This is a genomic window from Acinetobacter sp. (assembly GCF_049284435.1).
Lineage (GTDB): Bacteria > Pseudomonadota > Gammaproteobacteria > Pseudomonadales > Moraxellaceae > Acinetobacter.
On sequence record NZ_JBAPXX010000029.1, the window covers coordinates 1 to 21,165 of the forward strand.

General features: G+C 42.7%; 20 protein-coding genes and 1 pseudogene. 9 read left to right on the forward strand and 12 right to left on the reverse strand.

The features are described from left to right. The 7 genes and pseudogenes from WAK81_RS02240 to WAK81_RS02270 form a co-directional block, all read right to left on the reverse strand. Positions 1–445, reverse strand: a pseudogene (locus tag WAK81_RS02240) (F0F1 ATP synthase subunit alpha); the annotation flags it as partial. Positions 446–488: 43 nt separating this feature from the next. Then, positions 489–1,025 carry a F0F1 ATP synthase subunit delta gene (locus tag WAK81_RS02245; RefSeq protein ID WP_005094549.1) on the reverse strand — a complete coding sequence of 179 codons (537 nt, stop codon included), beginning with the start codon at positions 1,023–1,025 and terminating at the stop codon, positions 489–491. Positions 1,026–1,037: 12 nt separating this feature from the next. Beyond that, on the reverse strand, positions 1,038–1,508 hold the full coding sequence (locus WAK81_RS02250; protein WP_005094550.1) for a F0F1 ATP synthase subunit B: 471 nt from the start codon (positions 1,506–1,508) through the stop codon (positions 1,038–1,040). 39 nt (positions 1,509–1,547) lie between these two features. Further along, the gene (atpE, locus tag WAK81_RS02255; protein WP_000424060.1) at positions 1,548–1,793 is read right to left on the reverse strand and encodes a F0F1 ATP synthase subunit C; all 246 of its coding nucleotides are present in this window, start codon (positions 1,791–1,793) and stop codon (positions 1,548–1,550) included. An 85-nt stretch (positions 1,794–1,878) separates the two neighbouring features. Further along, positions 1,879–2,754, reverse strand: a complete 876-nt coding sequence (atpB, locus tag WAK81_RS02260) for a F0F1 ATP synthase subunit A (RefSeq protein ID WP_004644859.1) — start codon at positions 2,752–2,754, stop codon at positions 1,879–1,881. A 110-nt stretch (positions 2,755–2,864) separates the two neighbouring features. Further along, a complete protein-coding gene (locus WAK81_RS02265) occupies positions 2,865–3,257 on the reverse strand; it encodes an ATP synthase subunit I (protein WP_004280982.1) in 393 nt (130 codons plus the stop codon). 174 nt (positions 3,258–3,431) lie between these two features. Beyond that, positions 3,432–4,268, reverse strand: coding sequence for a metal ABC transporter solute-binding protein, Zn/Mn family (locus WAK81_RS02270; protein ID WP_422195511.1), 837 nt, complete (start codon positions 4,266–4,268; stop codon positions 3,432–3,434). Positions 4,269–4,414: 146 nt separating this feature from the next. Between WAK81_RS02270 and WAK81_RS02275 the strand changes: the two genes are divergently transcribed. From WAK81_RS02275 to znuB, 3 genes are read left to right on the forward strand one after another with little or no spacing between them, the layout of a single operon-like run. Then, positions 4,415–4,912: a transcriptional repressor gene (locus tag WAK81_RS02275; protein WP_422195512.1), complete on the forward strand. Its 498-nt coding sequence runs from the start codon at positions 4,415–4,417 to the stop codon at positions 4,910–4,912. Next, positions 4,885–5,676 carry a zinc ABC transporter ATP-binding protein ZnuC gene (gene znuC, locus WAK81_RS02280; protein WP_422195513.1) on the forward strand — a complete coding sequence of 264 codons (792 nt, stop codon included), beginning with the start codon at positions 4,885–4,887 and terminating at the stop codon, positions 5,674–5,676. The genes WAK81_RS02275 and znuC overlap by 28 nt, the downstream gene beginning before the upstream one ends. 3 nt (positions 5,677–5,679) lie before the next feature. Continuing rightward, positions 5,680–6,480 (forward strand): zinc ABC transporter permease subunit ZnuB, encoded by an 801-nt coding sequence (gene znuB, locus WAK81_RS02285; RefSeq protein WP_422195514.1) that lies wholly within the window; start codon positions 5,680–5,682, stop codon positions 6,478–6,480. A 74-nt stretch (positions 6,481–6,554) separates the two neighbouring features. Here znuB and WAK81_RS02290 read toward each other — a convergent pair whose 3' ends face one another. Then, the gene (locus WAK81_RS02290; RefSeq protein ID WP_422195515.1) at positions 6,555–7,175 is read right to left on the reverse strand and encodes a LysE family transporter; all 621 of its coding nucleotides are present in this window, start codon (positions 7,173–7,175) and stop codon (positions 6,555–6,557) included. Positions 7,176–7,337: 162 nt separating this feature from the next. Between WAK81_RS02290 and WAK81_RS02295 the strand changes: the two genes are divergently transcribed. Beyond that, the gene (locus tag WAK81_RS02295) at positions 7,338–8,258 is read left to right on the forward strand and encodes a Dyp-type peroxidase (protein ID WP_422195516.1); all 921 of its coding nucleotides are present in this window, start codon (positions 7,338–7,340) and stop codon (positions 8,256–8,258) included. 85 nt (positions 8,259–8,343) lie between these two features. Here the strand turns inward: WAK81_RS02295 and WAK81_RS02300 are convergent, their stop codons facing one another. From WAK81_RS02300 to WAK81_RS02310, 3 genes are all read right to left on the reverse strand, one after another. Continuing rightward, positions 8,344–8,916 carry a hypothetical protein gene (locus tag WAK81_RS02300; RefSeq protein WP_422195517.1) on the reverse strand — a complete coding sequence of 191 codons (573 nt, stop codon included), beginning with the start codon at positions 8,914–8,916 and terminating at the stop codon, positions 8,344–8,346. Positions 8,917–9,072: 156 nt separating this feature from the next. After that, complete coding sequence (locus tag WAK81_RS02305; protein ID WP_422195518.1) at positions 9,073–11,223, reverse strand: LysM peptidoglycan-binding domain-containing protein; 2,151 nt, start codon at positions 11,221–11,223, stop codon at positions 9,073–9,075. A gap of 9 nt (positions 11,224–11,232) precedes the next feature. Continuing rightward, a complete protein-coding gene (locus tag WAK81_RS02310; RefSeq protein WP_422195519.1) occupies positions 11,233–14,034 on the reverse strand; it encodes a type VI secretion system Vgr family protein in 2,802 nt (933 codons plus the stop codon). A 246-nt stretch (positions 14,035–14,280) separates the two neighbouring features. Between WAK81_RS02310 and WAK81_RS02315 the strand changes: the two genes are divergently transcribed. After that, the gene (locus WAK81_RS02315; RefSeq protein WP_422195520.1) at positions 14,281–15,435 is read left to right on the forward strand and encodes a methionine aminotransferase; all 1,155 of its coding nucleotides are present in this window, start codon (positions 14,281–14,283) and stop codon (positions 15,433–15,435) included. A 128-nt stretch (positions 15,436–15,563) separates the two neighbouring features. Next, positions 15,564–16,928: an MATE family efflux transporter gene (locus WAK81_RS02320; protein ID WP_422195521.1), complete on the forward strand. Its 1,365-nt coding sequence runs from the start codon at positions 15,564–15,566 to the stop codon at positions 16,926–16,928. A 118-nt stretch (positions 16,929–17,046) separates the two neighbouring features. Here WAK81_RS02320 and WAK81_RS02325 read toward each other — a convergent pair whose 3' ends face one another. Then, positions 17,047–17,895 carry an SDR family NAD(P)-dependent oxidoreductase gene (locus tag WAK81_RS02325; protein WP_422195522.1) on the reverse strand — a complete coding sequence of 283 codons (849 nt, stop codon included), beginning with the start codon at positions 17,893–17,895 and terminating at the stop codon, positions 17,047–17,049. A gap of 221 nt (positions 17,896–18,116) precedes the next feature. Here WAK81_RS02325 and WAK81_RS02330 point away from each other — a divergent pair, with 221 nt between their 5' ends. The 3 genes from WAK81_RS02330 (at position 18,117) to phoR (ending at position 21,139) form a co-directional block, all read left to right on the forward strand. Beyond that, complete coding sequence (locus WAK81_RS02330; protein ID WP_422195523.1) at positions 18,117–18,794, forward strand: TetR/AcrR family transcriptional regulator; 678 nt, start codon at positions 18,117–18,119, stop codon at positions 18,792–18,794. A gap of 249 nt (positions 18,795–19,043) precedes the next feature. Then, on the forward strand, positions 19,044–19,754 hold the full coding sequence (phoB, locus tag WAK81_RS02335) for a phosphate regulon transcriptional regulator PhoB (protein WP_004280972.1): 711 nt from the start codon (positions 19,044–19,046) through the stop codon (positions 19,752–19,754). 26 nt (positions 19,755–19,780) lie between these two features. Then, complete coding sequence (gene phoR / locus WAK81_RS02340; protein ID WP_422195524.1) at positions 19,781–21,139, forward strand: phosphate regulon sensor histidine kinase PhoR; 1,359 nt, start codon at positions 19,781–19,783, stop codon at positions 21,137–21,139. Positions 21,140–21,165: the final 26 nt, after the last annotated feature.

Here is a 21,165-nt window from a genome sequence, read left to right on the forward strand (position 1 = left end):
TTTGTACAGGTTGATCCACTGATTGACGCCAAATTACGCCTGGTGCTACTTTTTCAACAGCATCAGTTAATTTTGCATCAATAGGGCCTTTACCATCAATCGGGTTACCCAAAGCATCTACTACACGTCCTAAAAGTTCTGGACCAACCGGAACTTCTAATACACGACCTGTGCAACGCGCTTTTTGACCTTCTTGAAGGCTTAAGTAGTTACCTAAAACAACGACGCCCACTGAATCCTGTTCTAGGTTCAGTGCCATACCGTAAAGGCCGCCGTCGAATTCGATCATTTCACCGTACATAGCGTCAGCTAAGCCGTGAATACGCACAATACCGTCGGAAACCATAACAATGGTTCCTTCGTTCTTAGCGGTTGCGCTGGTGTCCAGATCGCCGATACGCTGTTTAATGAGCGCACTGATCTCGGATGGATTCAGTTGTTGCATTGCGCTATACCTCAATCTTTTTAAAGTTCAGTCTTCTTATTTATTAAGCAAGAAGACGAGTACGCATTTTTTCAAGCTTATTAAGCGCAGAATCATCTATCACTTGATCGCCTGCACGAATAACTACACCAGCAATAAGCTCTGGTTTCACTTCCACAGAAACATTCACTGCTGCGTTAAAGCGTTTTTTCAACGCATCCGCAAGCAATTGTTCTTGGACAGAAGTCAATGGGAATGCTGATTCAATCACAACATCCACAGTATTGTTATTCTGTGATTTGAGCTGTTCATATTCTGCAGCAATTTCAGGAAGAAGTTCCAAACGGTTGTTTTCAGCAAGCAATGTCAAGAAGTTAGACACTGCTGCAGTTTGGTCTTCACCTAAAACTTTAGCAAAAAGAGACACCTGCTCAGCAGGTGTAAGCTCTGGGCGATTTAGATAAGCTGAAAATGCTTCGTCTTGCACCGCAGCACTGAGCAATTCAAGTGCAGTTGACCAAGAGTCAGTTGCACCCTGCTCAGAAGCGTAAGCAAATGCTGCTTTTGCGTAAGGGCGTGCCAACGTCAAGAGTTCAGCCATAATCCGCCTCTCTTAAAGTTTAGCAGCCAGCTGAGTCAGCATGGCATTGTGAGCTTCTGCATCAACTTGCTGGCTAAGAATTTTCTCAGCACCAGTCACTGCAAGAGCAGCCACTTGTTGACGTAATTCTTCGCGAGCAGAATTGATTTCGGTATCAACAGCTTCTTTAGCCTGTTGACGAATACGCTCACCTTCAGCAGCTGCTTGAGTACGCGCTTCTTCGATCAATTGTGCACCACGACGGTTCGCTTGTTCAATCAATTGAGCCGCTTGTGCTTTTGCCGCATCTAACTCAGCTTTCACTTGTGCTTGCGCATCTGCAAGGTCAGCCTTCGCTTTTTCAGCAGCATTTAAGCCATCAGCGATACGACGCTGACGTTCACTAATCGCATTGATTAGTGGTGGCCATACAAACTTCATACAGAATGCGACAAAAATCGCAAACGCAATCGCTTGGCCAAACAATGTGAGGTTGATATTCATTGCAAATTCCTCAAATAGTGAATTTCGGAATTAAGCTGATTAACCTACAAATGGATTAGCGAAGATGAAGAACAAGCCAATACCAACACCGATCATAGGCACAGCATCAAGAAGACCCGCGATTAAGAACATACGAGTTTGAAGTTGTGGAGCCAATTCTGGTTGACGAGCTACAGCTTCAAGGAAACGGCCGCCTAGAAGACCAAAACCAATCGCAGTACCTAAAGCACCGAAAGCGATCAAGATAGCAGATGCAATTGCAACTAGACCTAAAGTGAGTTCCATGATAATTCCTCAGAGGTTAGGTTTTATACCAAATTAAGTTAAAAAATTGTGTGCCCAACCATCCGGTGATAGTCAGGCAATACCATTAATGCTTTTCGCTTGCCATACTCATGTACACGATAGTCAACATCATGAAAATGAATGCTTGTAGCGTAATAATCAAAATGTGGAAAATCGCCCAAGGCACAGACAACGCCCACTGGATCCAGAACGGTAATAACGCGATAAGAATGAAGATTAACTCACCCGCATACATGTTACCGAACAGTCGTAGAGCCAATGAAACTGGTCGCGCCAAGAAAGTAGTCAATTCCAACAATAAGTTGAATGGAATTAAAAGCACTTTAGCAACTGGATTACTTGGGTTAAATGGGTTCAGTGCTAACTCACCAACGAAGCCGCCAACACCTTTCTCACGAATACTATAGAAAATAATTAAGAAGAATACAGAAATAGACATACCGAGGGTAATGTTTGGATCTGTAGTCGGAACAATTTTAAAGTAAACCTGATGAGGGTCTACACCCAGCATAGAAGCAATCGCGTGTTGAGCTACATAAGGAATAAAGTCAACAGGGATCAAATCCATCAAGTTCATGAGGAAAATCCACACGAAAATGGTTAATGCCAAGGGTGCAATTAATCGAGACTTCCCGTGGAAGGTATCACGTACACTTGAATCTACAAACTCGATAATCATTTCAATTGCAGACTGGAACTTGGTAGGAACACCAGCATTAGCCGCTTTCGCAACCAACCAGAACAACAAACAGAAAATCAGACCCAGTCCGATAGACCAACCCATTGAATCCAAGTGAATAGCAGTGAACCCCATCTGTTGAGCTTCAGCACCGCTCTCGGCCAATTTCCACGTACCGTCCGGCATTTTGCCATAGGTCATGTTGGTCAAGTGATGCTTGATATACTCGGTCGAAGTAAGGGCATGTTCTTCAGCAGCCATAAATCACACCTGGTCAATGTCAAAAAACTAATAGAACAAACGAATATCGCGTGCTGCTTGATATCTCGCCTGCTCCTGAAAAACTTTTCAATTTCTTGTTGTGCTTATACTCATTTTTGTAGACGTGACGCCCAAAACGGAGCGACCCACGACATGGCTTGAACAAGTATAAAACCACAAAACAACGCCACCGCTGACAACGGTTTAACATTGCTTAAAATTAAAATGAAACCAACAATCACAATGGCAAACTTTCCCATCAAGCCTTTATACATGTTCGAAAGAACTTGTTTAGACGCGCGGGCTCCTGCTGCTCGAAACGATTGCCACGAAAAATAACAAGTCGCGAGCCAACATACCAGTGCACCTAATGCTGCACTCAAGGCTGCGGTTGAGTCTTTCACGACCCAGCCGATCAAGGCTGAAACAGGGATCATACAGGCTTGCAGGAGGACCAAAGCTTTCGCTAATCGTCGGTCAATCAAGCGACTAGTTCGGCTCATTATTTATTCACTCACAGCAATCATGCTTGACAAGTTTAACAGGTGATTATTTTTAATCGCAGGCATTATAGAGTTACACCCCTGAACATGCAATCTTTTCCCGACCTTAGTCGTGTTTTTTTAAATCGGGCCACTGCTGTTAAACTAATCAAAATCTGTCTATTTTTTAAATCATTAGCGTGCATTTAGTACACATTTCTGGGTTTCGGCGGCCAATTGTTGCCAAGCCTGCACAAAGTCCCCTGCCCCGCTCATGCTTTCATCGACATGCTGGAACAGTACCGGATTGAGTTTGCGGTACTGGTTTTCACTGGTATGACCTTCGGCCAGCAGACACATTTTGCGCTGTGGACGATGATCCTGCAAAAACTTGATTTGGGCTACGGTTGGCGAAACATGTGGATCATCGGTCAGCGCACCCATAAATTTCAAATTGAGTGGCCGCTCTAAATATTGATAGGCATCGTGATAAGACCAGTAGGGTTTGGCTTTGTTGCCTGAACTATAACGCTGAGCTGTAGCAAACATGTTTTGTGCAAAATCACGGGCATTTTTCCAGTAGCGTTCACGATGCTCTGGCAGTTGCTGCGAACGTAGCGCCGCAATAAAGAAACCAATCCGCACTGCATTATTCGGATCAAGCCAGACATGCGTGTCAACGCTATTTTTTAAGGCCTCGCCACGCGGATTACGCATCGGCAAGGTAGTCAAAATTCCTGAGTCTAAAAGTGCGATACCTTTATTACTCTCATTTAACACTTTGGCCAATGGTGCTTCATGCGCCTTGCCGAGCCAGATGACCAGGCCTGCATCCTGAATAGTTTTTCGATGCGCCGGGGTAAGACTCACATCATGTCCACTTTGGTTGGCCAGCAATAAAGTTGGCTGTTCCACACCCTGGGTAATTTTCTTGGCAATCAGATAGATCGGCTGAGTAGACACCACCAGACTTTGTGACCAACTGAGTGTGCTGAACAATGCCAGCAGACTGATTGCAAGGAGACGGAACATGAGTAGAAATCACTTAAAAACGATAAAATCAGGAAGTGTTATAATATAACAAAAATACAAAAATACCTATGCCCAATCGAAACTCAGAACGCTTCATGTTAAGATTTGAAATCTATTAATTTTCAGTTTCGCACTTGAGGTGAACTATGGGTTCCTGTTCGCACGAACACCACAACGCATTGCACGGCGTGCACGACCATCTAAATGTCGCACAACGTCTTGCTGAAGCGGAAAGTCTTTGTGCAGCAAGCGGCGCACGCCTTACACCTTTACGTAAAGAAGTGCTGGAACTCATTCTGAATGCGCATGGCCCGATGGGTGCCTATGATCTGCTGGCACAAATGAAAAATGCCAGTGATCGTCCTGCAGCCCCACCAACGGTGTATCGCACTCTGGATTTTTTATTAAGCAAAGGGCTGATTCATCGCCTGACCTCGATCAATGCCTATATTCCCTGTTGCCATCCGCGTGAAGGTCATCAGGCCGCTTTTTTAATCTGTACCGAATGTAAAGCCGTGAAAGAAGCATCGGCTCAGGGCCTGCTCGACCAACTCGATGCACTGGCAAGCTCGGACGACTTCACGGCACATCACAGTATTATCGAAATTTCAGGAATTTGTCAGCAGTGCCGCAACAAAGCTTAAGTGCCTCTCCCCTGATTCAGCTCTCCAAGATCTGGGTCAAAATCGATGAGCGCGATATCTTAAAAGCCATTGATTTCTCGTTACAAGAGAAAGAAATTGTCACACTGATTGGTCCCAATGGTGCTGGCAAATCTACCCTTATTAAGGTGATGCTCGGAATCGTGAAGCCAAAATCTGGTGAAATCAAGATGGCGCGCAAGCTGAAATTTTCCTATGTGCCACAAAAATTCAATCCCTCACATAGCTTGCCGCTACGGGTTAAAGATCTGTTGGCACTAGAAAAGTGCCCGTCCCAGATTAAAACCGAAATTATTCGCGATACCGGCATTAGCAAACTTCAAGACTCTAAAGTTCAGCAGTTGTCTGGCGGCGAACGTCAGCGGGTGCTATTAGCCCGCGCCTTATTACGCCAGCCGGACATTTTAGTCCTGGATGAACCGATGCAAGGTCTGGACATTCAGTCCGAAGCTGAGCTGTATGAATATGTGCGCAACTTGCCGGAAAAATATGGCTGTGCAGTACTGATGGTTTCACATGACCTGCAATGGGTGATGCAAGGTACGACTCGTGTGGTCTGCTTAAACAAACATATCTGTTGTAGCGGGCTGCCAGAAAGCGTGCAGCAACATCCAGAATATCAGGCAATTTTTGGCACCAATCGCGTGTTCTATCAACATCATCATGATCATTGCGCGCATGGCGATTCTGCCACACCCTGTCAGCATGACTCACGTCCTCATATCCACCCCGAGCCGGAAGCTTAAACCATGATGGATTGGTTACAACTCCTTTTACCTGCATGGATCATGGGTACGCTATTGGTATTTCTGACCGCCCCATTGGGCTGTCTCATGCTCTGGCGGCGTATGTCATTTTTTGCCGATACCATGGCACACGGGACTTTACTCGGTGTTGCGATTGCAGGGGCTTTAAGTTTACCGTTGTGGATGGGTGTAACTTTTATTGCCTTATTATTGGTAGGGATTTTGTGGGTGCTGCATGATCCGCGTCTGCCCAATGATGCCTTGCTAGCGCTGTGTTCAGCGACACTGCTTTGCTCAGGTCTATTGTTCATTCAGCATTTACCGAGTTTAAGACCGGAACTTCTCAGCTATCTATTTGGTGATCTACTGACGATTTCTTGGACGGACTTACCCACCTTTGCTATCGTGATTATTTTGGCCTTAGCCGTCCTCGATAAGAGTTGGCAAGCGCAGATTCAAATCGCAATTGATCCGGACATGGCGGTGAGTGAAGGTGTCAATGCCAAATGGCAACGCCTAATCTTTATGTTGTTATTGGCGCTCTTTACCGTGCTCGCCCTAAAAGCAGTCGGTTCACTCTTGATGGGGGCATTACTGGTGATCCCTGCTCTGACTGCACGATTACTTGCACATTCACCAAAACAAATGGTGATCTGGGCATTCGTGATTGCGCAAATTGGGGTGACTGTAGGCCTATGGTCAAGTGCAGGTCTCAATACTTCGACTGGTTTAACCATTGTCCTGACCATGGCAGTGCTGTTTGCACTGATCTTCTGTGTGCAGAAGTTTAAAAAGCTGACTTAATCTTTCTTTTAAATCATTATGATTTTCTAATGATCTATTCCCCTTCTCTCCTTTAAGGAGAGAGCAAACACTCTTTATTGATGTACCAAACTCAATAAAAATGCAGCGCCGGCAAATAAACCGGCAAAAGTCCTGTTCATGACTTTTTGTTGTTTCGGTGATTTTAGTAGCCTTAAAACTTTAGCAGCCAATCCGGTATAACCCGCCATCACAATCAGATCAATCGTCACCATTGTCGCAGCCATAATCAAATACTGAATCCATTGTGGTTTGGACAAATCCAGAAATTGCGGCAAGACGGCCAGTAAAAATACGATGGCTTTAGGATTACTCATATTGACCAGAAAACCATGCAATACCAGTTTCCCTGCCGATTTATGTGCCAATTCGTGTTTAATCTCGATGGATTGTGCGGGTGCTTTCCATTGTAAAACTGCCAAATATAACAGGTAGCCAACACCAAACCATTTCACCACTAAAAATGCCCATGGGGTTGTCGCAAACAAAACTCCCACACCTGCCGCAACCACTGCAATCTGCACCAGTAATGCCAGTTGCAGACCCAGCGCATTCCAGTAACCATGCCGAAAACCATAATTCAGACCACTCGACATGGAAGCAATTGCACCCGCGCCCGGGGAGACACTAATGACCCAGCAGGCCAACATATAGGCAAACCACATTTGATAGGACATGGATATTTAACTCAGCAAAACTTACCCAATATTATATGAATTTTCTAATAAAATCAGGCCAAAAACTTGCCTTAAATATAAGGCACTGCACTATTCACTCTGCATAGCTTCAGGCACAATATGTACATTAAAAAACAGGATCTATCCTTACAGGAGCCATGAATGACAGCCCAATCGGTAATCTTGCCACTCCCTTCAGATCATGCTCGCTTTATTGTTTTACGTCTTAAAGATTTGAGTATTGAAAAATTAAAAGAACAACTCGAACATCTTTTTACTTCTCGTGATCGTCTGATTACGCAACATCCTCAAGCACAAATTAAAACGGCAGTGGCTTTCGGTCCTGAGCTTTGGTCAAGACTTTATTCACAAAGTCCTGCAGGATTTAAACAGCTTGCACCTATTCAGGGTTCATTTGAAATGCCTGTGGTTCCAGCAGATATGATCATTCATATTGCCAGTGCCCGTGCTGATATCTGCTTTGCGCTCAGTCAGGCTTTTTTTGAAGGCGTTCAGGACCAGGTTCAAGTACTGGATGAGCGGGTTTGCTTCCGATATTTTGATGGGCGTGATATTACTGGCTTTATTGATGGAACCGAAAATCCGCAATTCCCGGATGATCGTGCTGAAGTCGCATTATTAGGTGAAAATGCTGGTATTTTCCAAGATGGTTCATTTATTTTTGCCCAGCGTTATGCACATAACCTAGAAAAATGGAAAAAACTGAAAGTTGATACTCAGGAACAGGTTATGGGTCGCACCAAGCTTGAATCTATTGAATTGGATGATGAAGTCAAACCTGAAAATGCGCACGTAGCACGTACTGTAGTCGAAGATGAAGAAGGTGAAGAAATGGAAATCCTGCGTCATTCTCTGCCTTATGGTGATGGACGTGGTGACCAGGGTCTATTCTTTATTGCCTACACCAAAGACCTGAAAATTATTGATGCTATGTTAGAACGTATGTTCGGTACCTCTGGCGATGGGATTCATGACCGTCTACTGCATTTCGTAACACCTCTGGATGGTGCGTATTACTTTGCGCCGAGTGAGGAGTTGCTGGAAGAGGTTTTGGAAGGGTAAGAATAAAAAAGCCGGCGTAAGTCGGCTTTTTTTTAAAATCTAAAAATTTCACACTCAATAAATATAAACTTAATAAATATTTTCTTTATTTTAATAAAATTTTAGACTTATTATTTTCCTTGTAAAAAAACACCTCATGATTATTATTAATAATAATATTTTTTGAAGCATTTAAAGTAATATTTTTCACTACGCCTAGATTATTTACTAAAGCCAAGTTAATAAATTTTTCACCACTTTCTTCGGAAAATGGTGAAACTATTATCAATAATCCATTATTTGATTTAGGCAATACCACAGACGCACCAAAACTATCATCTAAAAAGTTATAAACTTTGGATAATTCTATAATATTAATTAATTTAACCTTACTACAACTATTTTTATTATTTTCTAAAATACATTTTAAATGATCATCTGAGTTATATGGAAGAGACGTAACAGGAAATCCATCATCATTTTTTTCAATATTATTATTCTTATGAAAATTTCCAGAAATATTTTTTATTCTTATAATATATTCATCTCTTAAACATTGTTCTTTTTCTAAAGCTGCTCCTTCCCCCATAGAATATCTAATCTTATTTTCACAGTTATTTTTAATTCTATCTCTCCAGTTTTTATAGTCATCTTTCTTCTTATTATTTAAACTATCCAATTGATATAAAATATTTTTGTTTTCTTTTAAAACACACTGAAGGCTTTCATTAACATTAATTAAATTACAATTTAATAATTTTTTTCAGCATAAGTAATATTTGAAAAAATTAATATAGAAATCATTAATAATACATTTAAACACTTATTCATTTCTCTAAATTCCTTTAAAATTTTCAGGTAAAATAATTTTAAATGGTTTTGGAATATATTTTCTCAGTTCTTCTACTGTACCATGTGCATGAATAGCTTTACCATTACCAAAGATTAATCCATCTTTTTCTGCCTGATCATGAAAATTATTTACCCATTTTTTTCGATTGTATTCATCAGAATAATATTTATTAGCATAATTTAAGTGTCCGCCTATTATAGATTTTCTTCCTGCTTCTCTATCTATTAAATAAAAATTAACAAAATTTCTAACTCTTGTACTAATTAAAGAAATTGGCATTTTTTGTACTGAACCATAAGGTTTTAAATTTTGTGGACCTGTAATTTTTGAGAATTGCCTATGTGCATTCACTACACTTCTTACTGAATTACCCCATACACCAGACTTTACTCTATTTAAAATCGTATCTACAACTCCGGCTGCTTGTTCATAGAAATATTTTTCAGTCTTAAATTTAATTACTTCAGTTTCAGTAACTTTCATAATGTCAATTATATCTTGTTCTGAAAGCATAAGTTTATCAATTGATTCTTCAAAAGAGGGTTTTTCAATAAATCCAGTGATACCAGAACAGCCAAATAAATATTCTTTTTTTATTTTTAATATAATATTTTTAAATAAATCTCCATTTAATTCAGATACTTTTATTTTAAAATAAATATCTTCTTTATATATCTTTGAAAATCTTGTGACATCAAAATGTACCCATGTAGTTGCACCCTCTAAACCATCTTTGAATTTCTTAGGCTCTAAATATATTTTATTTTCTAATCTTTGCTCAGAGGCTCCCATTTTTGAAATAAAAATACTTTTTCTAATAAATTCCATATTTTCTATAGCCTTAGTTCTAACACCATTTTCATTAATATGTAGATCCAAAGCCAAACCCATGTGGTTTAATGTGGTTCTTCCTTTATTCTTATTATCATTAATGCATCTATACCCAGACTCAATATAAGCCACTTCAAGACCTTTATATTTAAATTCATTTTTCAAATAAAAATTTAATGCTTTTAAGATCCATATTAAAGATCTATGTAATCCTGGATATTCATTAGCAGTATTCAAACCAGATTTAATACCTCTTCTATTATTACCATAACCTGAACACTGACCACAGGGACAACTAGCTTTAGTCATAAAATTTGCAATTGGATATTCATAATAAAACTTATCTAAAGCTGCTAAAAAAATTCCGCATATTTTTCCAGTTTCAGGAACCCCCATATAATCCCGTTGAAATTGTTTTATACATTCCGCTGTTAAAGGAGTAAATTCATCTGTAGGTAATGCGCCACCAAAGCCTGCTAGCCTGATATTAACCTCTCTAATAAGTTCACTTTTGCCTTGAGATATACATTGAGGATTAGTTTTACATAAATTGGAAGTATCAGTTTTCGGTGTTCCGCCATCCTGACTGCGATCCTCTTTCATATCAATTTTTATTGCATCCGATAAAGCTTTCTTACCTTCTTCATACCATTCATTAAGCTGCTCTAATGCTTTCTTCTCATACTCTTCAACTGTATTCACAATTCCTTTATCAGCCTGTTTAGTCTCTTTTTTACTTTTCTCTGCTGATTGAGACTTATTATTTTGAGAAGCGTTTTTTTGAGGGTTTGGCTTTCTATCAATACTTGTATTATTTCCTGTTGCAGGCGTGTTGAGTGGCAGTTTAATCACTTGCCCGATACTGATTTTATTAGGATCCTTTATCTCATTCAGTCTCTCTAGCACCCGAACCGTTGTATGATGCTGCGTCGCAATTGATGATAAAGTTTCACCCTTTATAACCGTATGTGTTTTACGTTTATAATTTCCTTTATTTCCATTATTTTCTACTGTTTTTAAATCCAAGAGAATTTTAGGACTTATAACCGTAACCAGCATACGGTCTTTTGCCATTATGAAGGTCTGAACTTTTTTCATACCTCCACCCAAAAGGCTTTTGACATATATATCTAAAACCGTTCCTTTGTCTCTTTGAATTTCATAAAGGCACCCCTTGGAATTGGTAGAACCCTTTACTACATGTTGACCTGTCTTACTATTTTTGACTTCATATTGAACTTTAGGAATTGGATTGCCTAACAAATCTAGAATTTGTATGGTTGCTAAAGACTTATTTGTCATTTTTATATCCTATTTATTATTCTGCTCAATCAGGTCATCAACATCATAACCTTGGACACTTAATCCCCATTCATCATTGAACCCCACCAAAATTTCTACTTTAGAGGGATCAGCTGTAGTAATTTTTCCAGTACGACCATGCGTATCAAGCTGACCTGAAATATACGAATTAGTATCAGGAACAAAAGCTTTATAATTTATTGAACTGAAATCGGACTGCCAAAATAGATCATAAATATCCAGCCTATTGCTATATAAAGCATTATTCGGAAGCTCAGGTATTTCATAAGAGACTTTAGCCCCTCCCATAAAACTATGCTGCCCTGCCTTACATTCAAACTTCCCGCCAGTTGTGACCACCACTCCGCCACCATTGATTTTAATTTGAGACCCTCCAGCGGTCAGTACAATCTCCTTCGGACTGGTGATTTCGATCTTGTCTTCAGTCGAAATAAGCTTGATTACCTTGCGGGCAATCGCTTCAATTGCATCATCTTGGGCTTGTATTTCAATTTTGCCTTTAGCGGCATAGACACTTGCGCCCTCTTGAGCAGCGAACAAACTGATCCGGTCCTGTGCATGAGCAACTAAAGACTTCTGTGTGGAAAAATGAATATTGTCTCCGGCACTCTGATTGATTTGCTGATCAGCGGATAAATGGATATTTTCATTTGTGCTCAGTGCAATCGATTGGGGTGCGGTTAACAGCATCACCGCCTGTTTAAATGCGGCAGCCTTGGCTTGATCTTCAGCTTCAATCTGATTCAGAAACTGTTTTAAACTATCAAAAAACTCCAATGGATCAGCCTGCTGTTTTTCTGCCATATCACTCAAGGCTTTACTATGATTGAGATTCGATTCAAGCTGTTCTTTGGCTGGGTCAGCCTCTAGGTGATTGCCAGTTGCTGAATCTTGCCGATAAGTGGAAATCAGCAAGCCTTTTCCTGCACGTATGGCACCGCACTGGTCTGTCCTTAGCTCAAAACCTTCACCTCGACCTTCACTACTTTCACTTTCTTTGGGATGACTTAAATTTCCCAGATTGAGCTGGCTGGCTGCATGACTACTTTGCAGCTGCACACTAATCTGTTCAGGGGTATCATCGAAACGCAACTGGTTAAAGCCATCACCATCGACCTCCTGAGAACGGATACCGCTAAGTTTTTTGGTCGCAGGTAGTTCTCCCTTCGCATCAAACATGGTCGGACGGCGCTCTGCTTCATGAATCCGCCCCACCACAAAGGGCCGGTCGATATCACCTTCAAAGAAGTCAATCACTACAATTTCGCCAATTCGTGGATGCAACCTGACCCCATAGCCCTCACCGGCCCAAGGGGTCAATACATCCACCCAGGCAGAATCGCTATCATTGTCATTGCTGCCGGCACCCCCATCATGCTGATGATCCTCACTCCGGGTAAACAGAAAACAAACTTTCACCCTTCCCCATGCATCGACATAAATACTTTCACCCTCAGGTCCGACCACTCGAGCCCGTTGCGGATATGCAGCAGGCCGATGAATGAAAGGCTGATACTCAGGAACAACCGGGATTTCACGGCGCACGATCTGTAGTTCATTGGCTTGTCGTTCCTCCTGTGACATCTGCCAACCGCTCTTTTCAAGCAAATTATCCAACTGAGATAAGATATCTTTGGGTAAATTATTCTGGTTATAAAACCGCTTAGCTAAAATCAGAAATTCACGTTCATGGGCAGGATGCTGATCAATTTCAGGATGCTGTTGCAGTTCAAACCAGTATCCGACCTGAGCATCACGGACGCTGCTGCTGGCTTTAAAATATTTGGACTGCAAAGCATGATAATCATTGAGCTGCTGATTGAGTCGATCCAGTTGCGCTATACCAGATGCTGTTACCTGATCCTCATGATTTAAGTCGCCGGTCCAGGCCGGACTAATGCTCCACGCATCTTCAAGATTCAGCGTGGCATTTGCATGAATATCACTTTGCTGATGAGTACTGAATAAAGGCTGGCTTTGATCCTGAGCAAGTTGCTGGGCGTGCCAGCGCTGGGTCTGGGTACTATTCGGATTGAGCTGACGTACCGCGATCAGACTGGTCAGCGTATCCAGCTGTTCGGTGGCATGAGTGCGATGAAACCGGATAGAACGGCGTTTTAAAGCTGAAAAATATTGGGAATGATCTACCAGTTTTAAAAGCTGAGCCTGAATCTCGCTGGCTGATACAGGCACAGTCAATTGCTTTTCATCGATCAGCCAGTTAATTCCTTCGCTACGCCATAAACGGGTCAGAAAATCATAATCCGATTCATTAGATTGCATTACAAAAGGCCGGACATCATAGTCCCGGCTGAGTCCTGTCAAATCCAGGCTGAGACTGGCCGCGAATAATGCACTTCTGTTTTGCCATTCACTGAACAGGATTTCGCTGATCTCGCGCACCGTCTTGTTCATAAAAACCCGACTGTTACGGCGCTTCTGCCAGAGCACAGTCGCGTCATTCAGCGTCAGTTTATACAGGGTCAAAGCTCCATCATTCTGTCCTTGGCTGGCTGCAGTAATAATGCCCGTAGTCCGGAAAAGTTCACCCCGGTCTGTGACCTGGTCAATGGCCACCCGACAGCCGATAAACTGTTTCAAGGCAATATGAGCATGAGTGGAAAGACAGATCAATTCAGCCTGCAGGCCTTGATTGATCTGATGCTGACCCTCAATCCGCTGAATCAAAACCTGATGATTTAAAGGAGGATGTGAAAACTGTAAATGTAGCGCACGATGCTTTAGCTTAAGCCCGAGCTGCTCCAGCAGCATATGGATAGGTTTTGGCATTTTATAGTTATAATTTTAAGCTTTATTATTGTGCGGCAGATTTTAGGAAAAGTTATCCATTTCGTCCAGTTCACGATGCATTTCACATAATTAGGCCTTTAATTTATGGCCCTTCAATTAAAAATCTTAAATCGCATGTGGTACATTTTAATTAAAAATAGTACTCATTATTCCCTATTTTTCTGATTATCCCGTGCGAAACTTGCTGCTACACTAAGTCAAATCTCATTCTTCAAGGCCAAGGACATGCTGGAACTCCCTTCTAAATTACCTGATTTGGGCGTGACTATTTTTAGTACCATGTCTGCCTTGGCACAAAAACTGGGAGCTTTGAATCTTTCTCAAGGATTTCCGGATTTTACAGCGCCTCCTGCCTTGATTGAAGCTTTAAACCGGGCTAGCCAGAACGGATTTAACCAGTATGCTCCCGGAGATGGTCTGCCAGTCTTGCGAAGTCTGGTGGCAGATCTCTATCAACAGCGTGATCAACTGATTATTGATCCTGTCGAGGAAATCACGATTACCCCTGGAGCCACGATTGCGATTTTTTGTGCCATTCAAGCCACGGTGCGCGCCGGGGAAGAAGTGATTATTTTCGATCCAAGCTACGACAGTTATGGACCTGCGGTACAACTGGTCGGGGCAAAGCCAGTGCATATTGCTTTGCAGCAGCCTGATTTTTCTGTGGACTGGAATCAGGTCAAAGATGCCATTAATGACCGTACCCGCATGATTGTCGTGAATACTCCACATAATCCGAGTGGGAGTGTCTGGTCCAAGGCAGACTGGCAACAACTGATCGAGCTGATTCGCGAGCGCAATATTGTGGTGCTGTCCGATGAAGTCTATGAACATCTGGTTTTTGATGGCATTCAGCACTATTCGGCCTGGTCATTTCCAGAACTTCGTGAGCGTAGTTTTGTGATTGGTTCTTTTGGTAAAACCTTCCATGTCACTGGCTGGAAAACCGGATTTTGTATTGCTGCACCGGCACTCATGAAAATGTTCAGACAGATTTATCAGTTTGCCAGTTTCTGCGGTGTGACGCCCGTTCAGGTTGCCTTGGCGGAATATATGCAACTGCATCCTGAGCATATACCTGAACTGTCCTCTTTCTATCAAAACAAACGAGATTTATTTAACTCATCCATTGAAATGTCACGCTTTAAGTGGACACCTTCTCAAGGAACTTATTTCCAGAACTTAGATTATTCAGAGATTCGGCCTGAGCTCGATGATTTGTCCATGTGTCATTTTCTGGCAGAACAACATGGGATTGTCGCGATTCCAGTCTCCGCGTTCTACCAGCATCCCCCTGCAGATTTACGTCTGCTCAGGTTCTGCTTTGCAAAAAAAGAACAAACCTTGATCCAGGCAGGTCAAATTCTTTCAAAGGTTTAACTCATTTTTTAACTAAAAATCTCATAAAATAAATGCCTTAGTTACTTAAAAGCTAAGGCTTTTTTTTACATTCTGCCGAATAATAGCTGCATCAATAAATAGATGATAATTCAATCACAGGATGTCGCATGGCACAGCACTCACTGATTCATCAACAGAATTTATGGAAAGCCTTTCTGGTTTTTCTGTTGCCATTAATTGCGACCAATATCCTGCAAAGTCTCTCCGGCACGATCAATACGGTTTTTGTGGGACAAATGCTCGGAGTGAATGCGATTGCTGCTGTTGCCGTTTTTTTCCCGATCCTGTTTTGTCTCATGGCCTTTGTGATTGGCTTATCTGCCGGTTCTACCGTATTGATTGGACAGGCTTGGGGTGGAAAAAATATAGAAAAAGTGCGCTGTGTGGTCGGTTCAACTTTATTTATGACCTTGATTGGCGGCAGCTTGATTGCACTTTTTGGGGTGATTTTTGCTGAGAATATTCTTTTGGCGCTTGGCACAGATCCGGATGTGATGCATTTGTCCTTACCCTATGTGCAATGGATGCTGGCGGGTAGTCCCTTAATTTTTATCTATATTATTTATACCTCCATCTTGCGCGGCGTTGGGGATAGTACCACACCCTTGTTTGCTTCCGCACTTACCATTGGGGTGGGTTTGGTGGTGACACCGGTACTGATTGCCGGTTATTTTGGATTTCCTAAAATGGGCATTATCTCGCCGGCGATTGCCACCATTCTGGGAAATCTGGCGGTCCTGTTGTTTTTAATCCTGTATTTGAATCATAGGCAGCATCCGCTCAAGCTGGACTGGGCCTTATTAAAAAATATTCGTCATCAGCCACAGTTGAGCAGAATGATCTTGAAACTGGGGGTTCCTACTGGTGTGCAAATGGTCACGACTTCAGTTGCCGGACTGGTGATTGTCGGACTGGTCAACCGCTATGGCGCAGAAGCAACAGCGGCCTATGGCGCGGTAAATCAGGTCTTAAATTATATTCAATTTCCCGCTTTGTCGATTGCGATTGCCGCGTCTGTATTTGGTGCTCAAGCGATTGGCGCAGGTAAATCAGATTTGCTCAATAAAGTTACCCGGACTGCGTTAAGTATGAATATCCTGTTTACCGGCGGTCTGGTGATTCTGGCCTATCTGTTCTCCAAATACCTGATGGCCTTATTTATTACCGATCCTAAGGTCGTAGTACTGGGACAACAACTGCTGTTTATTGTGCTGTGGTCAATTCTGTTTTTTGGCGCCAGTGCCATTTTTGCTTCGATCATGCGTTCAAGTGGTACGGTGACCGTACCAATGCTGATCAATATTTTTGCCATTCTCTGTATTGAAGTTCCCGCCGCTTATCTGTTTAGCCGGTGGTGGGGCTTGGAAGGTATCTGGTATGCCTATGCATTGGCCTTTGTCAGCCTATGTATTTTGCAGGGACTGTATTATCAGTTTGTTTGGAAGAAAAAGACCATTGAAACCTTGATCTAGATAAAAAGTTTATAACTCAAAAGCCTTAAAATACCTCAGATACTGACTTGCCAAAGAGTCAGATTATGATTATCGTCATAAAAGAAAACCCGCTTTCGCGGGTCTATTTTACAATTTCTTAAGCAGAATTTTTCTTCTTTTTGCCAAACTGGGTCGCCAGTGCAGTGACATGCTGATAACCGGTCGGCAAGATTCGCTGAATCAGGTCAATCGCTTTGGCATCATTGCCGATGAGCAGACGGCGCTTGTCTTTTTGTACCGCCTCCAGAATTTGACGGGCAGCTTCTGCAGGTGAACAACGCAATAATTTATTAAAATTACGGGCCGATTTTTCCGGATTCATACCTAAAGTGAGCAGGCTGTTATTCATTTTTGCTGCATTGGCAATGTTGGTACGGATGCCGCCCGGATGTACACACAGTGCACTCACCCCACAATTTTCCAGATCCAGTTCCTGACGCAGGGATTCGGTAAAACCACGCACTGCAAACTTGGTCGCATTATAAGCAGACTGGGTCGGTTGAGCAGTCAGACCAAACAGGCTGGAAATATTGATGATATGGCCATCGCCAGTTTTCTTGATCAAAGGCAAAAATTCTTTGGTACCGTAAACCACACCCCAAAAATTGATCCCGACAATCCATTCCAGTTCTTCATAAGACGCCCCTTCCACAGTTGAACCCAGTGCGACGCCAGCATTATTAAAGATCATATTTACACTACCATGATCCTGTTCGACCTGTGCCGCCCAGTTACGCACCTGTTCCAATTCAGCTACGTTTACTTTCTGAATGGTGACACGGACATCACTCTCTTTGAGCAATTCGAGCGTTTGCGCCAGCCCCTGTTCATTGATATCACTCAGTGCCAAATGACAACCCTGCTGGGCCAGCAATACTGCCAGTTGCTGACCAATACCTGAACCGGCACCGGTAATCGCAGCGACTTTATTTTTAAAATTTTTCATTCAATTTCCTTATGTAAAGAACTGCCATTCCATGACAGCAGGATCTTGTTCTGTTGTTTCAGGAACTAGCACAGATTCTCAATATAGTTTTGACAACATAGATTGTCAATAATTATCCCATGTCCTTAGAGGCCAAATTTCAGGGGAGCATTTCTATATAGGTCTAAGCGTGATTTATTGCTAAGATATTCAAAATCTTCGCAGATGAGCACACAGGCCTTATGACCGATTCAATCGACTCAGCAGAAAAATCACGACCCTCCAAAACCAAGGAACGTCAGTTTAAAGGCCTGTCAATGGCTGAACGGCAGCAGGTACGTCGTGAAAAGCTGATCGAAGCGGGGATTGAAGCCTATGGTAGTTATGGTTTTTTTTCAGTTACCGTCAAAGATATCTGCAATGAAGCCAAACTGACCGAGCGCTATTTTTACGAATCTTTCAAGAAAAGCGAGCATCTGTTTCAGACCATTTTCTTGCAACTGATTGATGAGCTGCAACAGAATGTCATGCAGGCTATGATGCAGGCCTCGACCGATCCAAAAAAAATGATCGAAGCCGGTTTGACAGCCCTACTCACCACCTTGCGTGACAATCCACGTATGGCCAGAATCATTTATATTGATGCCATGCTGGTACAGGAGCTGCATAATCAGGCCACTATCCATGAAACCATGTCACGTTTCGACCGGATGATTCACGCCTTCGTCATGTTGATGATGCCGCAGTTAAATCGTAGTGAGCAGGAAATTTCCCTGGTGTCGACCGGCTTAAATGGTTATGTCACCCAAATTGCCATTCGTTGGGTGATGAGCGGTTTTAAGCATTCGCTTGAGGAAGTTTTATCGTCGTGCAGTGTAGTTTTTTTGGCGCTGCTCGAGTCATTTTCAGAGAAAAAATAGCTGTTAAATCCTGTGCTTAATAGGCTTTCCTGCATTTACCAGTGAGTTGAAGATTTATGCTGCACTACGGAAATGAGTAAAATTAATTTATGATTTTTTAACAAGTTTCTGCTCTATATTTGTCACAAATCTTTTCGAATTTCAGCAGTTTTTCCCTTTCTGCAATGATACTGTCATAATTAGTCTTTGTAATAAGCCTGTCATAAATATAAAACGGTTCACCGTTTACATGAAATAGGGTATTGCGTTGTGAAAGATGACTACATATTAATCGTCGATGACGAGCTCCCGATTCGGGAAATGATCCATACCTCTCTGGATATGGCCGGTTTTCAATGCTTACAGGCAGAAGATGCCAAGCAGGCGCACCAGATGATTGTGGATCAGCGTCCGGCATTAATTTTGCTGGACTGGATGATGCCGGGTGGTGTTAGCGGTGTGGATCTGTGTCGTCGTCTGAAACGTGATGAAAGCCTGTCAGAAATTCCGGTGATCATGCTCACAGCGCGCGGTGAAGAAGACCACAAGGTACAAGGTCTGGATGCCGGTGCCGATGACTACATGACCAAGCCATTCTCGACCCGGGAACTGGTCTCCCGGATTAAAGCAGTACTGCGCCGTGCTAATGCCTTGAGCGGTGAAAAAACTATTGATGCCAATGGCCTGATTCTGGATCCGGTCAGCCAGCGGGTAAATTTTGGTAACAACATTCTGGAAATGGGGCCGACTGAATATCGTTTGCTAGCATTCTTTATGACCCATCCGGAACGTGCCTATACCCGTGCGCAATTGCTGGATCAGGTTTGGGGCGGTAATGTTTATATTGAAGACCGAACCATCGATGTGCATATCCGCCGGTTGCGTAAAGTGCTGGAACCTTATGGTGTAGACCGTTTTGTACAGACCGTTCGCGGAACAGGGTATCGATTCTCGACCCGTTCAGATGTTGCTTTAGGTTAAATATCTTTTAAGGTAAATCTTGTTTTATGTATGAACCCTACCCTGTCCCCGAACTGGCACGCGAACACAAAAGAATCCTTTACAGCAGTTTATGGGATTTTGCGAAGCAGGATTTACGCTTACTGGCTTTTTTCCTGATTATCGCCAGCTTTATCGGTTTTGGGATTGGGTATTTCTGGATTTGTATCGTAATTGCCTTCGTGGCGTTCTTTGCGACCCAAATGCGTTCCTTATATCTGGTCAATGAATGGATTTCCAATCGCCCTTATGATGTTCCACCGAATATTGGCGGGATTTGGGGTGCGCTACTTTTCAATGTTTATCGCGCCCAACGTCAGGAACGGATTGTTCAGGCGGAAATGGTCGAACTGATTGATCGTGCACAATCTTCGCTGGTGGCCTTGCAAGAAGCCGTGGTACTACTTGATGAAAACCAGCAGATTGAATGGTGGAATCCGGCGGCCGAACGTCTGCTCGGAATCTCTAGTGATGACCGTCGCCGTAATATCCTGACCTTGCTACGCCAACCGAGCTTTATCGAATACTATCACCATATTGATGAATCTCCCGACGGCCTGAAAATGCGTTCTTCGCTGTTTGAAGACCATTATGTACAGGTGAAAATGACCCGTTTTGGCGGGGAAAGTCGGGTTCTGGTCGCTTATGATGTGACCCGGATGCACAATCTCGAACAGATGCGAAAGGATTTTGTCGACAATATTTCACATGAACTGCGCACTCCTTTGACCGTGCTCAGTGGCTATATTGAAACCTTTACCGATCAGGAAGATATCAATCCACGCTGGAAACGCGCCTTTGATCAGATGCAGTCACAGACCCGACGCATGAATGCACTGGTCAACGACCTGCTGCTGCTGTCACGTCTGGAAAATGATAAGAATATTGCCAAAAACCAGATCATTGAAATGCCGAGTCTGATGAATCAGCTGTTCGATGATGCACAGGCCTACAACATTGATTATGGTCATACCCTGAATCTGGACATTGACAGTCATTGCGATCTGATCGGTTCAGATATGGAACTGGCCAGTGCCTTTAGCAACCTGATTACCAATGCCATCAAGTACACGCCTAAAGGCGGCACCATCACCATCGGCTGGCATGATGATGGTGAATCGGCCTATTTTGTGGTGCAAGATAACGGTATCGGGATTGATCCCAAGCATCTGCCACGTTTGACCGAACGTTTTTACCGCATCGATTCAGACCGCAGCCGACGTACTGGTGGTACCGGTTTGGGACTTGCCATCGTCAAACATGTGCTGATGCAACATCAGGCACATCTGGAAATTGAATCCAAGGAAAACCAAGGTTCCACTTTTAAGGTAGTTTTCCCCAAAGAACGTCTCAGCTTCCCGGACTAATCTCATAAAACCAAAAAAGGTGCCAT

What these genes read in the sequence shown, in the direction of transcription:
- WAK81_RS02245 (WP_005094549.1), bottom strand. Translation starts at nt 1,025, where the DNA reads ATGGCTGAACTCTTGACGTTGGCACGCCCTTACGCAAAAGCAGCATTT.
- WAK81_RS02250 (WP_005094550.1), bottom strand. Translation starts at nt 1,508, where the DNA reads ATGAATATCAACCTCACATTGTTTGGCCAAGCGATTGCGTTTGCGATT.
- atpE (WP_000424060.1), bottom strand. Translation starts at nt 1,793, where the DNA reads ATGGAACTCACTTTAGGTCTAGTTGCAATTGCATCTGCTATCTTGATC.
- atpB (WP_004644859.1), bottom strand. Translation starts at nt 2,754, where the DNA reads ATGGCTGCTGAAGAACATGCCCTTACTTCGACCGAGTATATCAAGCAT.
- WAK81_RS02265 (WP_004280982.1), bottom strand. Translation starts at nt 3,257, where the DNA reads ATGAGCCGAACTAGTCGCTTGATTGACCGACGATTAGCGAAAGCTTTG.
- WAK81_RS02270 (WP_422195511.1), bottom strand. Translation starts at nt 4,268, where the DNA reads ATGTTCCGTCTCCTTGCAATCAGTCTGCTGGCATTGTTCAGCACACTC.
- WAK81_RS02275 (WP_422195512.1), top strand. Translation starts at nt 4,415, where the DNA reads ATGGGTTCCTGTTCGCACGAACACCACAACGCATTGCACGGCGTGCAC.
- znuB (WP_422195514.1), top strand. Translation starts at nt 5,680, where the DNA reads ATGATGGATTGGTTACAACTCCTTTTACCTGCATGGATCATGGGTACG.
- WAK81_RS02290 (WP_422195515.1), bottom strand. Translation starts at nt 7,175, where the DNA reads ATGTCCTATCAAATGTGGTTTGCCTATATGTTGGCCTGCTGGGTCATT.
- WAK81_RS02295 (WP_422195516.1), top strand. Translation starts at nt 7,338, where the DNA reads ATGACAGCCCAATCGGTAATCTTGCCACTCCCTTCAGATCATGCTCGC.
- WAK81_RS02305 (WP_422195518.1), bottom strand. Translation starts at nt 11,223, where the DNA reads ATGACAAATAAGTCTTTAGCAACCATACAAATTCTAGATTTGTTAGGC.
- WAK81_RS02310 (WP_422195519.1), bottom strand. Translation starts at nt 14,034, where the DNA reads ATGCCAAAACCTATCCATATGCTGCTGGAGCAGCTCGGGCTTAAGCTA.
- WAK81_RS02315 (WP_422195520.1), top strand. Translation starts at nt 14,281, where the DNA reads ATGCTGGAACTCCCTTCTAAATTACCTGATTTGGGCGTGACTATTTTT.
- WAK81_RS02320 (WP_422195521.1), top strand. Translation starts at nt 15,564, where the DNA reads ATGGCACAGCACTCACTGATTCATCAACAGAATTTATGGAAAGCCTTT.
- WAK81_RS02325 (WP_422195522.1), bottom strand. Translation starts at nt 17,895, where the DNA reads ATGAAAAATTTTAAAAATAAAGTCGCTGCGATTACCGGTGCCGGTTCA.
- WAK81_RS02330 (WP_422195523.1), top strand. Translation starts at nt 18,117, where the DNA reads ATGACCGATTCAATCGACTCAGCAGAAAAATCACGACCCTCCAAAACC.
- phoR (WP_422195524.1), top strand. Translation starts at nt 19,781, where the DNA reads ATGTATGAACCCTACCCTGTCCCCGAACTGGCACGCGAACACAAAAGA.